This window comes from Paraburkholderia sp. GAS32, assembly GCF_050434225.1.
In the GTDB taxonomy this organism is placed as follows: Bacteria; Pseudomonadota; Gammaproteobacteria; order Burkholderiales; family Burkholderiaceae; genus Paraburkholderia; species Paraburkholderia madseniana.
In genome coordinates this window covers 1-16398 of the sequence record NZ_JBNPVS010000089.1, presented here as the reverse complement: position 1 = coordinate 16398, position 16398 = coordinate 1, and the positions used below count along the sequence as shown (strand labels likewise).

Annotated in this window: 8 protein-coding genes; 7 read left to right on the top strand and 1 reads right to left on the bottom strand. The window is 64.2% G+C overall.

All coding sequences use genetic code 11. The features are described 5' to 3' along the window. Positions 1 to 175: 175 nt before the first annotated feature. Positions 176 to 2509, bottom strand: coding sequence for a bifunctional diguanylate cyclase/phosphodiesterase (locus tag P3T25_RS47225; RefSeq protein WP_154566920.1), 2334 nt, complete (start codon positions 2507 to 2509; stop codon positions 176 to 178). A gap of 559 nt (positions 2510 to 3068) precedes the next feature. Here P3T25_RS47225 and bcsD point away from each other — a divergent pair. From bcsD to P3T25_RS47190, 7 genes are all read left to right on the top strand, one after another. Continuing rightward, the gene (bcsD, locus tag P3T25_RS47220) at positions 3069 to 3524 is read left to right on the top strand and encodes a cellulose biosynthesis protein BcsD (RefSeq protein ID WP_154566919.1); all 456 of its coding nucleotides are present in this window, start codon (positions 3069 to 3071) and stop codon (positions 3522 to 3524) included. Between the two features lie 84 nt (positions 3525 to 3608). Beyond that, the gene (bcsP, locus tag P3T25_RS47215) at positions 3609 to 4640 is read left to right on the top strand and encodes a cellulose biosynthesis protein BcsP (protein ID WP_154566918.1); all 1032 of its coding nucleotides are present in this window, start codon (positions 3609 to 3611) and stop codon (positions 4638 to 4640) included. Beyond that, positions 4637 to 5425, top strand: a complete 789-nt coding sequence (gene bcsQ, locus P3T25_RS47210; RefSeq protein ID WP_154566917.1) for a cellulose biosynthesis protein BcsQ — start codon at positions 4637 to 4639, stop codon at positions 5423 to 5425. Before bcsP ends, bcsQ begins: the two co-directional genes overlap by 4 nt. Then, on the top strand, positions 5422 to 7626 hold the full coding sequence (bcsA, locus tag P3T25_RS47205; RefSeq protein WP_154566916.1) for a UDP-forming cellulose synthase catalytic subunit: 2205 nt from the start codon (positions 5422 to 5424) through the stop codon (positions 7624 to 7626). The genes bcsQ and bcsA overlap by 4 nt, the downstream gene beginning before the upstream one ends. Positions 7627 to 7629: 3 nt before the next feature. Then, positions 7630 to 10191 carry a cellulose biosynthesis cyclic di-GMP-binding regulatory protein BcsB gene (bcsB, locus tag P3T25_RS47200; RefSeq protein ID WP_429364536.1) on the top strand — a complete coding sequence of 854 codons (2562 nt, stop codon included), beginning with the start codon at positions 7630 to 7632 and terminating at the stop codon, positions 10189 to 10191. A 10-nt stretch (positions 10192 to 10201) separates the two neighbouring features. Then, positions 10202 to 11410 (top strand): cellulose synthase complex periplasmic endoglucanase BcsZ, encoded by a 1209-nt coding sequence (bcsZ, locus tag P3T25_RS47195; protein WP_154566914.1) that lies wholly within the window; start codon positions 10202 to 10204, stop codon positions 11408 to 11410. Continuing rightward, the gene (locus P3T25_RS47190; protein WP_429364533.1) at positions 11401 to 16206 is read left to right on the top strand and encodes a cellulose synthase subunit BcsC-related outer membrane protein; all 4806 of its coding nucleotides are present in this window, start codon (positions 11401 to 11403) and stop codon (positions 16204 to 16206) included. The genes bcsZ and P3T25_RS47190 overlap by 10 nt, the downstream gene beginning before the upstream one ends. Positions 16207 to 16398 lie beyond the last annotated feature (192 nt).

Below are 16398 nucleotides of genomic sequence, written 5' to 3'. Positions count from 1 at the left end.
ATGTCCTTCACTATGCACAGCCTGGTGGCAGTTTACAAGCGCTGAATAGTTACGCGGCGGCAAAGAAAGTAAGTGCCGCCCCGCACAGGGGCAACACTAATAGACCACTACCAATTCAAGGAAAGGCCAAAGCCCCAAGACCACTGCCAATGCCGCCGCCAAAGGCAAAAAAAAATCACTCACCAGCGGGCCAAGGCAACCCCACCACCGACCAATCCAACTCCACCCCAATAACAGACCTCTCAGCAGCAACCTGCACAGCCAAAGTAACCGCAACACAAGGCCGCCCACTAGCCAAAGAAAGATAAGGATTACTAGCCACGGCCACCCCAGGCAACAAAACAGCGTTACGAAAATAAGGCCGATGATCCCAACGAGCGTCCCGCGGATTAGCCACAGGCTGCAGCGAAGCCCCATCACCACTCCACGCGGGCCCGCGCACCTCAAACCCGATCTGCCGCCCCGAATCATCAAGAATAAAACAACTGATACACCGATCAAACGTAGCCAGAAAAGCAAACGCCTCCCCCATGGAAACACCGGTCAGCAAAGCATCGGCAGCCCGCCTCAAGGCAACCCGATAAGGCTCAACCTCCGACTCAAACAACGCATGCTGATGCGCCCTCCCCTGGGCAATCACATCGAAAGCATCATCGATCCGCCGATGCACCGAGTCTGGCGGCACAATCTCGGCCGCCGGCCGCCCGAGCAGAAAACCCTGCGCAAAATCCACATTCGACTCCACAGCAAGAATCAATTCCTCAGTGGTTTCCACGCCTTCAACAACAACCAGCATCCCCGCCAGATGTAACAAAGAAACGAGCTTCGGCAAGATCGGCTGCTCGGTGCCATGACCGGTCGCACGAATCAGCTCGCCATCGAGTTTCACGAGATCAGGGCGAATCCGCAGCAACCGGTCGAGATTCGACTGACCCGCACCGAAATCATCGACGGCGATCAGAAAGCCATGCTCGCGATACAAAGCCGCCGCCCGCGACATGTCGTCGACGCTGCCGCCATGCGATTCGAGAATCTCGAGAATCACCCGCTCGGGTTCGAGCCCGACCGCCCGCACGATCATGGCGAGCTGATCCGCATAGCCCTCGGCGATAAACGTGGCGGGCAGAATGTTCAGGAACAGCCACGCATCGTCGGGCAGCGACTTGCGCGCGTTGGCCAGATGCACGGCATGGCTCGCGCGATCGAGCGCGCCTTCGTCGCTGGACGGCCTCGGCGCGAACAGCACCACGGGCGGCACCAGCGTGCCGTCGTCCTGCTCGCCTCGCAGCAAGGCCTCGAATCCCACCTGCTTCTGATGCGACAAACTATAGAGCGGCTGGAAGTGCGAGGTCAGGAAATACTCCTCCCAGCGATGCCGCGGCACCAGCGCCCCGTCCTCCGCGAACACATCGCCGGCGAGCATGTGCAGCGGCTCGATCGGCAACGCGCGTTCGGCGCACACGCGGTTTCTGCCCGACTGCTTGGCGCGCAGCAAGGCTTCGTCGGCACGATCGAGCAACACCATGATGTTTTCGCCGCTCCGGTGTTCAGCCACGCCGAAGCTCGCGGTCAGATAGCCGTCAGGGCGCTCGATCGCGGCAATCGCAGCGCGCAGGCGCTCGGCCAGGGCCAGCGCGCCGGCCAGGCCGTCACGCAGCAGCACGGCGAACTCCTCGCCGCCGATCCGGCTCACGCTGTCGTCCGCGGAGGTCTCTTCCATCAACACCTGGGCGACCTTGTACAACGCATGGTCGCCGAGTGCGTGGCCAAAGCGGTCGTTCAGCGATTTGAAGCTGTCGATGTCGAGAAAAATCGCGCTGACCGGCGCCCCGGGCGCCATCGTTTCGAGGCGGCGCTCGCCCTGCTTCACGAACGCGCGGCGGTTTTGCAGCCCGGTCAGCGGATCGGTCGCGGCGAGCTGCGCCAGTTGGCTCTCGAGCAGAAAGTGGTTACGTCGGAACCGGTAGAAGCCGAAGTGAAACACAACGGAAGTCGGCACGCCGATCGCCACGATCCACATCCACACGACGATGTCGACGTCATGCGTGCGCGGCCCGCCGAACAGCAAGGCAAATGCCGCTCCATAGAAGAGCGCGCTGCCGATGAAGAAATGCAGCGGCGTGAGCCACAGCGGCGCGGCGCAGACCGGGATCACCACCATGGCCGGCAGGACCCACAACAACGGTTGCTCGACGCCGGAGACGTTCAGCGCGAGACCAGCCACCAGCACGAGCGAGTAAGCGACACCGATTGCACCGAAGGTCCAGGTCGAGCCGGTGCGTGGAATCGCCATCACCAGCAGGGCGAGCACCAACGCGCAGGTGAGCCGGTAGGCGAGCGGCGTTGCCGGGCCGTTGACCATGTTGCGCGCCCCCACTAAACACAGGAACGCGACAACCGTAAACGCCATCGTCACCGTCGAAAGGGGACGTTGATGTTCCAGCGATCGTCGATGAAAGCGATCGCGCAAACCGGAATCGGACAGTTGCTTCGTTGAGGTGGAAAGCATATTGATAGATATCAGGCTGGCTCCGGTTACTCCACCGATGTATAACGGCAACCGTCTGACAAATATTTATGCCCTGCCCGCAAATAGAAATGCACCCCACTCCGGCAGGGCTACGCCGCCATCGCGCGACCGCGTCCGGAGGCCCCGGCGGCGGCCAGTGCCTCGCGCATTCCGCCCAACCCGACTCAAACCGTTGCATTTACCACGAATCCAGAAAGCTAAAACATTGGCGCAATCTACCGTTAATAAAATTATCGAAAACACCTTCCCGGCGGACATCCATCGTGGAGAAGCGAGCAAGGCAATTCCGGCAGCAAAAATTACGTAGGTCACACGCACCTGCAGCAATCGTTTGCGCGTATAAAGCAGACGAATGTAAAGTGGCTAAAAGTTAATGTCTTAAGTAGACTCCTCCGAAGTGTGGCGGATAGAGCAGACAAACTCGGTAAAAGTAACCTAAGACGCGTGCAACGCGCGCCTTCCCGTAACACTTTCAGTTATTCGGCCGTCGGCACCCGTTTTGTACACGGATTGAGGCAGCGGCTATTTCCCGGAAAACATGGTCCCAATTCTCGATTACCTGCTGGAACGCCAAATCTCGCCACAATGGCGCGGCATGCTGACTGCACTCGCGACGGAGTTCGAAGCGCAGATCGGTCGCGACGAACTGCGCCAACTGATGTACCGCGTCGGTTGCCGGTTTGCGGCGGCGCATCAATTGCCCGCGTGCGGGTCGACGGCTGAGCTCGCTCAGGCGCTGAATCTGTACTGGCATGACATGGATTGGGGCTACGTCGAACTGTCCGACGAAGCAGACGCGCTGCGCATCGTTCATTACTGCGCGCCGCTGCAGGCATTCGGCAACGCGGCGCTCGCGTGGACCCCGGCGTTTCTCGAAGGCGTCTATCAGACGTGGTTGAGCGCGTTGGGCGCGCAGGGCCTGTCGGTGGCGCAAACGAGCGCGTACGGCACGGACACCTCAATCGAGTTTCGGCTGGGGCGGCATCCTGGTTGAGCGAGCCGGATAGCGGACCAAGTAAGCGGACCCGCTAAGCGGACCGATCGGGGCAACGCAAGTCATTAAAAAGTCGGCGGCACTATGAGTTCATCCAGCGACATCGAAAAACTATTCGACCATTTTGGCGGCGACGCCAGCGCGTACCAGGAAATTGGCCGCGAAAACGAAGCACGTTCGGCGCGCACGCGTTGGCCGCTGCTGGTGACGCTGGATCTGACACAGCCGGCGATTCCCGCGATCGGGCAACGCCGGGAGATTGCTGGCGAGGCATCGGCGCAAGAAGCGGCGCCGGAAGTCGATCGTCAGGACACGACGCCGAAAGACGCCGCCTCGGTGACGCGCGCGAAGGCGCCGCTGTTCACCCGCTCGCATCGCCGGGACATTCCGCCGGTCGCCGTCGCCTTGCCCGCCCAGCCTGGCGCGCCGCGCGGCGCTTCGCGTTTCGGCGCGTTCGAAACGAAGGGTGACGCCACGGAGCCAGCCGCACAAAGCACGCCGGCCGCGGCGCGGGTCGATGTGGCCACGCAGGCTGCAGTTGCCGTCGCCCCGGCACAGGGGAAACCAGTTGCCACTGCACCGGTTCCCCCTGTCATGCCGGCTGTAAGTATTCCGCCGGTGGCCCAGTTCCGTACGCCGGACACGCCGGTATCGCAACCCACCGCGAGCATGTCGTCAGCCGCCGTAATGGCACGCGCCGAGATCCCTGCCCTCGCACCGCGCGCCACTGCACCGGCACCGGTCTCCGCATCCACGCCGACGTGGGCGCAAGCGCCGGCTCCGGTCCCCGCATGGGCCCAAGCACCCGCCCAGACGCACACCCAGGCGCACACCCCAACATGGGCACAGGCGCTCGCACCGACCTACACGACTGCGCCCGCAGCGCCGAAGCCGCCCGCGTCGATCCTCGGCAAACTGTTCGCCCCGGCATTCGAACCGACGCCGCCGCAACCCGCCGCGCCCACCGGCGAATCCGCACCGCTGCAATCGGTCTTCGACCGGCTGCGCGGCACACCCGCACAAACACAAACGGCCCCCGCGCCGGCCCGCGCTGCTAGCGCCGCCGCACCCGCCGCCTCCAACTCGTGGCTGGTCAACGGCCCTCGTCGCTCATGAAAGTCATTGCGGTCGTGTCCGCCAAAGGCGGGGTCGGTAAAACCACCCTCGCCGCCAATCTCGCTTCCGTGCTGGCCGCCAGCGGCCGCCGCGTGATCGCCCTCGATCTCGATCCGCAAAACGCGCTGCGGCTGCATTTCGGCGTGCCGCTCGACAGCATCGACGGTTTGTCGCGCGCGACGTTGACGGGCGATCCGTGGCAATCGGTCATGTTCGACGGCGTAGACGGGGTGACCGTGCTGCCCTATGGCGCCGTGCTCGAAGACGATCGCCGCCGTTTCGAAGCGTATATCGACCAGGACCCGAGGTGGCTCGCGCACGCGCTGCAAACGCTGCGGCTCGACGCGTCCGACATCGTCATCATCGATACACCGCCGGGTTCGTCCGTGTATGTACGCGCTGCGTTGTGCGCGGCCACCTTCACGCTGAACGTGGTGCTCGCCGACGCCGCTTCCTACGCAGCCATTCCCTTAATGGAACGGCTGATTGAAGCGTACGCGGCGCCGCGCCCCGAGTTCGGGGGCGAAGGTTACGTGGTCAACCAGATCGACCAGTCGCGCCAGTTGACCAAAGACGTCCTCAAGGTCTTGCGCCAGATGCTCGGCGACAAGCTCTTCCCGGGTGTGATTCATCTTGACGAAGGGGTGAGCGAAGCGCTCGCCTGCGACACCACGCTGATTCACTACGATCCACTCAGCCAGGCGGCCGCCGATTTTCGCTCGTGCGGCAACTGGCTGATGGCGGCGGTCGAAGCGGCCGCCGTCTCGCCGAGGAACGTCGCATGAGTACGCCCCAGTCGCAGGACATCGAGGCCGGCGAACCGTCGCGGCTCGAACGCATCGTCGACGCGCGCTTCTGGAACAGCCGGATCGTGACGGGTCTGGTCACGCTGTTCGCGCTGGTGATGCTGTACTTCGTCTTCACGGTGCCGCTCGCGTTCTACGAGCAACTGACGTTCGCGACCTGCTGCTTCGTCACCGCGTTGCTGTTCCGCCGCCTGCACGGCCGTTACGCGACGATGGTGATGATCATGCTCTCGGTGGTCACGTCGGGCCGCTATATGTACTGGCGGCTCACTTCGACGACTTACTGGGAACATCCGCTCGACGCCGCGTGGGGTCTGCTGCTGGTGTCGGCCGAAGTCTATTCGACCATCGTGCTGTTGCTCGGCTACTTCCAGACTGCCTGGCCGCTCAAGCGCACGCCGATGCCGCTGCCCGCCTCGCGCGACCTGTGGCCGACCGTCGACGTGTTCATCCCGACCTACAACGAGCCGCTCTCGGTGGTGAAGCCGACCATCTACGCCGCGCTCGCGCTCGACTATCCGGCCGACAAGATCGCGATCCACGTGCTCGACGACGGCCGCCGTCCCGAGTTCAAGGCGTTCTGCGAGGAAGTCGGCGTCAACTGGACGATCCGCACGCACAACCGCCACGCGAAGGCCGGCAACATCAATGAAGCCCTGAAGATCACCCAGGGCGAGTACCTCGCGATCTTCGACTGCGATCACATTCCGACCCGCTCGTTCCTGCAGATCGGCCTCGGCTGGTTCCTGCGCGACAAGCTGCTGTCGATGCTGCAGACGCCGCACCACTTCTTCTCCGCCGATCCGTTCGAACGCAATCTCGGCACCTTCCGCAAGGTGCCGAACGAAGGCGAACTGTTTTACGGCCTCGTGCAGGACGGCAACGATCTGTGGAACGCGACCTTCTTCTGCGGCTCGTGCGCGTTGCTGCGCCGGACCATGGTCGAAGAGATCGGCGGCATCGCCGTAGAAACGGTGACCGAAGACGCGCACACCGCGTTGAAGCTGCACCGCCTCGGCTACACCACGGCCTATCTGGCGATCCCGCAGGCGGCGGGTCTTGCTACCGAAAGCCTCTCCGGCCACATCGGCCAGCGGATTCGCTGGGCGCGCGGCATGACGCAGATTTTCCGGATCGACAATCCACTCACCGGCAAGGGCCTGAAAATCGGCCAGCGGCTTTGTTATCTGAACGCGATGATGCACTTCTTCTACGGCATCCCGCGTCTGGTGTTTCTCACGGCGCCGCTGTCGTATCTGTTCTTCGGCGCGCACGTGATCGAAGCCGCCGCCAGCACGATCGCGATCTACGCACTGCCGCACATGATGCATGCGAGCATCACCAACTCGCGGATGCAGCGCTCGTTCCGCCATTCGTTCTGGGCCGAAGTTTACGAATCGGTGCTGGCGTCGTACATTACCGCCCCGACGTTGCTCGCGCTGATCAACCCGAAGCTCGGCAAGTTCAACGTGACGGCCAAGGGCGGTCAGATCGAAAAGAACTACTTCGACTGGGCGATCTCGCGGCCGTACCTGTTCCTGCTGTTGCTGAATCTGATCGGCTTCGTGGTCGGCATCGTGCATATCTATCTGAACTGGCACATTCGCAGCGTGGTGCAGACGACCATCCTGAATCTCGGCTGGACCACCTACAACATGCTGATTCTCGGCGCGAGCGTGGCCGCGGCCAGCGAGCGCCGGCAGATTCGCGCGGTGCACCGCGTGGCGATGACGATGCCGGTGATGCTGAAGTTCTCGACCGGCCGCACGCTCGCCTGCGAGACCATCGACTACTCGGAAGGCGGCGTCGGCGTGGCGCTGCCCGCCAAGATCGAAGTGCCGATGCACGAACGCGTGACCGTGTCGCTGTTTCGCGGCGACGAGGAATACGCCTTCCCCGCCACCGTCGGTTTCACGGAGCCGGGCCGCGTGGGCCTGCGCTTCTCGGCGATGACGCGCGAACAGGAATACGAGTTCGTCAAGACCACGTTCGCGCGCGCCGACGCGTGGACCGGCTGGGCCGAAGGGCGTCAGCAGGACACGCCGTTGCGCGGTCTGTCGCATGTGCTCACGGTCGGCGCACGCGGCATCGTGGGGCTCTTCGAGCATCTTTATGCCGACCTTCGAAGCTCGATGAAAAGCCGTCCGGTGGACGTCAAGAAGCTAAAAACCAAAGACTGATCTATGGGCAACAGGATGGCGAAGGGACACGTCGAACGCTCGAATCACGAGCGCAATGGAATGGAAACGGAGGCGCGTCTGTCTGGACGCCCCCGCTCGCAACGACTGATGCGCGGGCTTGCCTGCTGGCTCGCGTTGCAAACCGCGTTGGCGGCGCCGCTGGCTTCGGCGGCTGAAGTGGCCGCGGCGGCCATGAGCAGGGCGAGCGCCGCGCAAGCGTCGCCGGCGGCCGGCGCCCCTGGCGCGCCGGCTGCGCGCGTCGCCACCGGCGTGGGCAGTGTGCCCGCGCCGAGCGCGGCCGTCCTCTACGATCCCAACACGATCGCGCAAGCGCAACTGGCCACGCCCACACCGGCGCTCGCCGCGTCGTCGGTGAAGGCCTTGGGGATCAAAACGCCGACTACCGCCGAACCGGGCACGCTGGTGCCGGGCGGCCGCCGTCAAACGCTCACGTTCGCCGACCTCGGCGCGCACGATCCGCTGCAACTGCGCGGCACCGACGGCCAGAACGGCGTCGCGTTCTCCGTGCGCGGCGACGAAGTGGTGACCGGCGCGATCCTGCATCTGGTCTACAGCTACTCGCCCGCGCTGCTCGCGAATATTTCCCAGCTAAAAGTGCTGGTGAACGGCGAAGTCGCCGCGACGCTGCCGGTGCCGCACGAACAGGCCGGCATGCTGGTGGCGCGCGACGTCTCGATCGATCCGCGTTTCATCACCGAATTCAACCACCTGAACGTGCAGTTGATCGGTCACTACACGACCAGTTGCGAGGACCCGGCGAATTCGTCGCTGTGGGCCACCGTCAGCAATGCGAGTTCGCTCGATCTGACCTACGCGTCGCTCGCCAGCAAGCCGGATCTCGCCGCCCTGCCACAACCGTTCTTCGACCGCCGCGACGTGCGCCGTCTCGAGCTGCCGTTCGTGTTCCCGCAAAAACCCGGCGCCGCGACGCTCGAAGCGGGCGGCATCGTCGCATCCTGGTTCGGCGCGCTCGCCGGCTATCGCGGCGCGGTGTTTCCGGCGCAACTGGATAACGCACCGCTGTCGGGTAACGCCGTCGTGTTCGCGACCGACGACCAACGCCCGGCCGGCGTGACGATTCCGGCGATTTCCGGCCCGACGATCGCGGTGGTCGATCGCGAAGCGCCGGCGCGCGGCAAGCTGCTGCTCGTGCTCGGCCGCACCGAGGCCGAACTGAAAACCGCCGCCAAAGCGCTCGGCATCGGCCAGAACACGCTCACCGGTCCGAGCGCGACGATTACGCAATTGAACGAACTCATGGCGCGTGCGCCGTACGACGCGCCAAACTGGCTGCCGACTAACCGTCCGGTGCGTTTCGGCGAACTCGCCGACCCGCGCGACCTGACGGTGTCCGGTTACGACGCCGACGCCGTGCGCGTCAATCTGCGCGTGCCGCCCGATCTGTTCATGTGGCACACCCTGGGCGCACCGATCGATCTGCGCTACCGCTATACGGTGCGTCCGCTGCGCGACCGTTCGTCGCTGAACGTCAGCGTCAATGACGGCTTCGTGCAGGCCCTGCCGATTCCGGCCGAGTCGGCCTCGGTGTTCGAGTTGGGCCATTACTTCGAGCGCGTGTTGCCGGACAAGACCGCCGAAGCCCGTCGCACCGTGCATATTCCGCCGCTGCTGCTGACGCCGCGCGCCCAGGTGCGTCTGCATTTCTTCTACGACATTCCGAACACCGGCGAATGCCACGGCCGTCTGCTGGAAAACGTGGTCGGCGCCATCGATCCGAACTCGACCATCGACCTCTCGTCGTTCCCGCATTACATGGCGCTGCCCGACCTCGCGGCCTTTGCCAATAGCGGCTTCCCGTTCACGCGGATGGCCGATCTCTCCGAGACCGCCGTGGTCCTGCCGAACGAGGCCGATTCGAGCGACTACAGCCTGTTTCTGCTGACCATGGGCCGCATGGGGGCATCGACGGGTTATCCGGTGAACGGCGTCACAGTCGGCACGGCCGACGACGTCGACAAGTACGCCAGCAAGGACCTGCTGATTTTCGGCGCGCCGGGCAAGCAACCGCTGCTGCAGCGTTGGGCCAAGTCGATGCCGTTCTCCAGCGACGGCGATTCGCGCACCTTCTCGCTCTCGGACGTGGCCTTCAAACTCGAGGACTGGTGGCATGGCGAACGCGGTATCGAACGCTCGCCGGCACGCGCCGACCTGACGCTCGTGAGTTCGAACGGCGATGCGCTCCTGACCGGTTTCGAATCGCCGCTGCAGAAGAACCGCAGCGCCGTCGCGCTGGTGAGCGCGGCCGGCCAGTCGGACGCCGATCTGTCCGCCGCCCTGCTCGACGCCGACGTGCTGCAGGAGATTCAAGGCGCGATGGCCGTGATCCATGGCCGCACCGTCACCATCACGTCGAACGGCGAAGCGTACTATGTCGGCCATTTGTCGCCGCAGGAGTATCTGCGCTGGGCGCTGTCGTCGCATCCGCTGTTGCTGATGCTGGGTGGCGTGCTCGCCGCGCTGATCATCGCGGGTCTCTTCTACCGGACGCTGCGCTCGATCGCCGCGCGCCGCCTAAAGGACTGATAGGACTGGTATGCGGGTTCGAAACAATAAGACACGCGTGGCGCTGACGCTCGGGCTTGGCTTCGGCCTTGTCCTTGCGGCGGCCACGTGTTTTGCCAGTATCACGAAGGTGGCCCAGACTACTTCGACGCCCGGCCAGACGGGCCCGTGTAACACCGACTGGCCGGCGTACCGCATCTTCGTCGAACACTTCGTGCAGGCCGATGGCCGCGTGATCGACTACTCCTCGCCGCAACTGAAGACCACCTCCGAGGGCCAGTCGTACGGCCTGTTCTTCGCGCTGGTCGCGAACGACCGCGCGACCTTCGACCGGCTCCTGAACTGGACTCGCACCAATCTCGCGGGCAATCAGTTCGATCCGCAAAACGTGCGGCTGCCGTCGTGGCTCTGGGGCAGGAAACCGGATGGCTCGTTCGGCGTGCTCGATCAGAATTCCGCATCCGACTCCGATCTGTGGATCGCCTACGATCTGCTGCAAGCCGGCCGCCTGTGGCATGAGGCGAGTTATACGCAACTCGGCCAGGCGCTCGCCGCGCAGATCGCGCGCCAGGAAATGACCACGCTGCCGGGCGTCGGCCCGATGCTGCTGCCCGGTCCGCAGGGCTTCAAAAATGGTGGCGTGACGCGTCTGAATCCGAGCTACCTGCCCTTGCCGGTGCTGCGCGCGCTCGCCAAAGACATGCCGAACGGCCCGTGGGCCAAGCTCGCCGACAGCACCTACAAGCTGATCAAGACCACGGCGCCGCAAGGCTTCGCGCCCGACTGGGCCGCGTGGCAGAACGGCCAGTTCGTGGTCGATCCGAAAGAAGGCGACACCGGCAGCTATGACGCGATCCGTGTCTATCTGTGGGCCGGACTCACCTCGCCCGCCGATCCGCTCGCCAAACCCTGGCTCGCGGCCCTCGGCGGCATGCGCGCGAAGGTTGCGCAAAGCGGCATTCCGCCCGAGAAGGTTTCGTCGACCACGGGTACGGCGAGCGGCGAAGGACCGTTGAGCTACTGGGGCGCGCTCGCGCCGTACTTCAAGGCGCTCGACGACGAGCGCGGCCTCGGTCTCGCGCGCACCCATCTCGCCGTGCTCGACACCAATGTGCCGGGCCGCGAACCGGTTTATTACGATCGTGTGCTGGGCTTGTTCGGCACCGGATTCATCGACGGCCGCTATCGTTTCGACGAAGCCGGCCGTCTCGTGCCGAGTTGGAGAAATGCATGCGATTGAGCGCCCTCGCGTTTTCATTGCGGTTCGCGCTGAGCCTCACGGCCGTCTGCTGCGTAGCGACGGCTTCGCCTGACGCATTGGCGCAGACGTCGAAAGATCCCTTGAACGTACTGATCGATCAGGGCAAGTACTGGCAATCGCATCATCGTGGTGACTTGGCCGAGCAGGCGTGGCAGAAAGTGTTGCGCATCGACCCGAAGCAACCCGATGCGCTCTACGGCATGGGCATGGTGCTCGCCGACCGCAAGGACGGCGCGGGCGCGCAGCAATATCTGGCACGTCTGAAAGCGGTCGCGCCGAACTATCCGAACCTGGACGAACTGGGTCGGCGCCTCGGCGAATCGAGTCTGCGTGACCAGACTGTCAACGACGCGCGGCGGCTCGCGCAAAGCGGTCAAAGCGCGAGCGCGGTAGAGGAGTATCAGCGCGCGTTGAACGGCAAGCCGGCCACGCCCGCACTGCAACTCGAGTATTACCAGGCGCTGTCGGCCACGCCGCAAGGCTGGGACCAGGCGCGCCGCGGCCTCGAACAACTCGCACGCGACAACCCCGACGACCCGCGCTACGCCCTCGCCTACGCACAGCATCTGACGTATCGCGATACGACGCGCCGCGACGGTATCGCGCGGCTGCAGAAGCTTGCCGGCGACAGCACCGTCGGCGCGTCGGCGAAAAAGAGCTGGCGGCAGGCGCTGTTGTGGCTCGACGCACGGCCCTCGGACGCCGCACTGTACGAAGCGTATCTGCAAGGTGCAACCGACGACGCCGCGGTCAAGGCGCGCTTCGAGTCGATGGTTCAGCAGGACAAGGTGGCCCGCGATCGTGCCCAGGAAAATGCCGCCGTCGACGCCCGTGGCCGCACCATCGCCGACGGTTTCGCCGCGCTCGATCGGGGCGACCTCGGCACGGCGCGCGCGAAGTTTTCGTCAGTACTGGCAAATAGTCCGAACGATACCGACGCACTCGGCGGCATGGGTATCGCCGCGTTGAAGCAGGAAAAATTCGCCGAAGCCCGCAACTATCTGGAACGCGCGTCGCGCAGCGGCAATCCGGCGCGCTGGAAAACCGCGCTCGATAGCGCGACCTACTGGACCTATACCAGCGACGCCATCGGCGCGCGCAGCAACGGCGAATTGGCGAAGGCGAAGTCGCTGTTCGAACGCGCGATCGCGCTGAATCCGTCCGACGTCACCGCGCAGGTGCTGCTCGGCGAGATGCTGCTTTCGAACGGCGACCCGGTCGGCGCGGAACAGGCCTACCGGATGGCACTGCGCCGCCAGGCCGACAATCCCGATGCGATTCGCGGCCTCGTCGGTTCGCTCGCCGCGCAAGGCCGTGGCGACGAAGCGCTGCAATTCGCCAATCAACTGAACAGCGAACAACAATCGAAGGCCGGCGGCATCAACCGGCTGCGTGGCGAAGCGCAGGCCGCGCAGGCACGCGCGGCCGAAGCGCGCGGCGATCTCGGCAGCGCGCGCAGCCTGTTCGAAGACGCCCTGTTGAACGATCCTGACGATCCCTGGTTGCGCCTCGACCTCGCGCGTATTTACGTGCGCCAGGGCGCGGTTGCGAATGCCCGCAGCATGATGGACGGTCTCCTCGCCGCGCATCCCGACATGACCGACGCGCTCTACGCGAGCGCGTTGCTGTCGGCGGAAACGCAGGACTGGACGGCCGGTCTCGCGCAACTCGAACGGATTCCGGCCGCGCAACGCACCGACGCAATGACCACTTTGCAGCATCGCTTGTGGGTGCATCAGCAGGCCGATCTCGCGACGCGGATGGCGCGCAACGGCCAGTCGCAACAAGCGCTGGCGACGTTGCACACCGCCGAACCGGTCGCCGGCAACAACCCCGAACTGATCGGCGTGATCGCTGCCGCGTATCAACAGGCCGGCGACCCGAATCGCGCGTTGGGCCTCGTGCGCAGCGCGATGAACGCGGCGCCTGGCAACACCGATTTGCTGCTGCAATACGCGGGCATTCTCTCCGCCACGCAACAGGAAGCCGAACTCGGTATGGTGATGCGGCGGCTCGCATCGATGCAACTGACGCCGCAGCAGCGCACGGATTTTGGCAATCTGAATCTGGGGATCGTCATCAAGCAATGCGACGCGGTGCGTCAGCGCGGCGATCTCGCCAGCGCCTACGACGTGATCGCGCCGTGGCTGGCGGCGATGCCCGACAATCCCGATCTGCAAGCCGCCCTCGGCCGCCTCTATTCGAGCGCCGGCGACGATCGCAATGCGCTCGCCAGTTACCGCGTCGCGTTGCAACGCAAGCCCGACGACCTGAACCTGCTGCAAGCGACGATCTCTGCGGCGGCCGGCGCGAGGCAGTTCAGCTACGCCGAATCGCTCGCCAACCAGGCTCTTGCAGCGGCGCCGAGCGACCCCGGCGTGCTGGCGACGGTCGGCCGAATGTATCGCGCCGAAGGCAAGCTGTCGCTCGCGTCGACTTATCTGCAACGCTCGCTGATCGCGGCCAATACACCGCTCATGGCCAACGCGGCACGCGCGAACGCGCCGAGCAACGTGCCGCGTGGCTGGGAAGTCGCGATGCGGCGGATCGGCGCGACGCCGTTGCCGGGCGTCAATCCCTTCGAAGGTAAAACCGCAACGATCTCGCCGACCGACGCCGACAACGCCGCGCTCGCAGGTGGCGGCTTCAATGCCGCGCGTGCATCGCTCCCGTACTCGCAGTCCTCCTTGCCGTCCCAGACCGTGCCGAACTATCCGCCGCCCTCGCAGCCCACGCCGTACGTCGCGCCTTATACGGCGCCTGCACAGCCGTATGTGCCCAACGCCGCGCCCACCGCCGTTCCCTATAACGCGCCACGTCCCGGCACCAACGCGGATGGCTACGGCCAGGAGACCAACGGGTCGAGCCAGTCGGGCGCGCCGTTGCAGCCATACCCGGGTCAAGGCCAGGCGCAGATGCAGCCGATGCAGCAAGCTCCGCAACAGCAGTACAACCCGGCGTATCCGCAGCAGGCGCCTTATCCGCAGCAAGCCGGCTATCCGCAACAAGGTGGATATCCTCAACAGGCGCAATATCAGCAGCAGGCGCCCTATCCGCAGCAGCCGGACGGCTATGCGACCACGCCGTGGCCGATGTCGCCTGCGGCACGCGAAGCGCAGGCCAATGCCGGTTCGATGCAACAGCCGCGTTGCTCAGGCTCGGCCACGAGCACGAAACGCACGACCAGCAAGAAGCAAAGCGCGTCGAAGAGCAACCACAACGCGCAAGCCTATGCGCAGGCGCCGTATGGGCAGCAACAAGCTTATCCCCAGCAGCAACAGCCCTATTACGGCCAGCAGCCTTATCCGCAGCAGCAGGGTTACGCACAGCAAGGTTACGCGCAGCAGCCTTACCAGCCGGTGCCGCCGCAACAGGCCTACGGTCAGCAGCCCTATCAGCCGTACCCGAATCAGGGCTCGGGTTATTACGCGCAACAACAGCAGCCGTATATTCCGCAACCGCCGACCGGTTACGCGCAGGCGTATTACCCTCAACAACCCGGCGCGAACGGTAACGGCGGCAACTACACGCAACCGAATGTCGCCAACACGCAGACGCTCGGGGTGGCCGAAGAGCTGGCGCAGGTCAATCGCGAGCAGGCGAGCACCGTGTCGGGCGGGATCGTGTTCCGCAACCGCACGGGCGAGGACGGTCTGTCGACGCTGACGGATATTGAAGCGCCGATTCAGGGGCGCATCAAGGCCGGCAACGGCCACATCGTTGTGACGGCGACGCCGGTTACGCTCGATGCCGGCACTGCCGCGGGCAATCTGTCGACGCTCGCGCGATTCGGCGCGGGACTGTCCAATAGCACGTCTGCGAACGCGGCGATTGCGGGCACCAACACCTATGGCAGCCAGACCGCCAGTGGCGTGGGCTTGTCACTCGGTTACGAAGGCCGCAGCATCAGCGGCGATGTTGGCGTGACGCCGCTCGGTTTCCCCGAGAAGACTATTGTGGGGGGCGCGCAATACAACGGCGCCATTACGGACAAAGTGTCGTATTCGCTGGCGGTCGCGCGCCGCGCGGTGACGGACAGCCTGCTGTCGTATGCTGGTGCGCGCGATTCGGGCTCCGGCCTCGAGTGGGGCGGCGTCACCTCCAACGGCGGCCTCGCCAGCCTTGCATGGGATGACGGCACCAGCGGCCTGTATGTGAACGCCGCGTACCAGCACTACATGGGCTATCACGTCGCAAGCAATAACGCATACAAAGGCGGCGGCGGTATCTACACGCGTCTGTTGAAGGATGCCGATCAGACGCTGACTATCGGTGTGAACACGACGCTGATGACCTATAACAGGAACCTGTCGTACTTCACGTATGGTCAGGGCGGGTACTTCAGTCCGCAGCAGTACATGATCCTGAATTTGCCGGTGGAGTGGACTGGGCGCAATGGTCTGTTTACTTATGACATGAAGGGGTCGATCGGCGTGCAGCATTATCGGCAGGATCAGTCGAATTACTTCCCGATCGATCCTCAGCTCCAGAGTAATGCGGCGAAGCAAGCGAATTTCATCGGCACGGGCGTGGATAGCAATGCGGTTTATCCTGGGCAGAGTAAGACGGGGGTTTCTTATTCGCTTAGCGCTGTGGGGGAGTATCAACTGGCTCCGCAGTTGGCGTTTGGGGCGACTGCGTCGCTCGGCAATGCTTATGAGTATCGTGAGTGGCTCGCAGCCGTTTATGTGCGGTATAGCTTTAGCAAGCAGACGGGGTTGCAGCCGTTTCCGCCTACGCCGGTCAGTTCGCCTTATTTGTCGTTGTCGAACTAGGGTTTTTGCCTGCGTAGCGCTTTTGTCAGTGTTCTTGGGGTGTTGGCCTTTCCTTGCATTGCTAGTGGTCTATTAGCGTTGCCCCTGTGCGGGGCGGTGTAGTGGTCAAGTAATCTTGGACACCGACAAAGGAAATTGTTAAAAAAATGAAGCCTCGTGCCGCACCGGCGGCACTCCGTTCGTTGCCGAATG

Excerpts from the sequence above, each read along its gene's own strand:
- bcsB (WP_429364536.1), top strand. The coding sequence starts at position 7,630 with ATGGGCAACAGGATGGCGAAGGGACACGTCGAACGCTCGAATCACGAG.
- bcsP (WP_154566918.1), top strand. The coding sequence starts at position 3,609 with ATGAGTTCATCCAGCGACATCGAAAAACTATTCGACCATTTTGGCGGC.
- bcsQ (WP_154566917.1), top strand. The coding sequence starts at position 4,637 with ATGAAAGTCATTGCGGTCGTGTCCGCCAAAGGCGGGGTCGGTAAAACC.
- P3T25_RS47190 (WP_429364533.1), top strand. The coding sequence starts at position 11,401 with ATGCGATTGAGCGCCCTCGCGTTTTCATTGCGGTTCGCGCTGAGCCTC.
- bcsA (WP_154566916.1), top strand. The coding sequence starts at position 5,422 with ATGAGTACGCCCCAGTCGCAGGACATCGAGGCCGGCGAACCGTCGCGG.
- P3T25_RS47225 (WP_154566920.1), bottom strand. The coding sequence starts at position 2,509 with ATGCTTTCCACCTCAACGAAGCAACTGTCCGATTCCGGTTTGCGCGAT.
- bcsD (WP_154566919.1), top strand. The coding sequence starts at position 3,069 with ATGGTCCCAATTCTCGATTACCTGCTGGAACGCCAAATCTCGCCACAA.
- bcsZ (WP_154566914.1), top strand. The coding sequence starts at position 10,202 with ATGCGGGTTCGAAACAATAAGACACGCGTGGCGCTGACGCTCGGGCTT.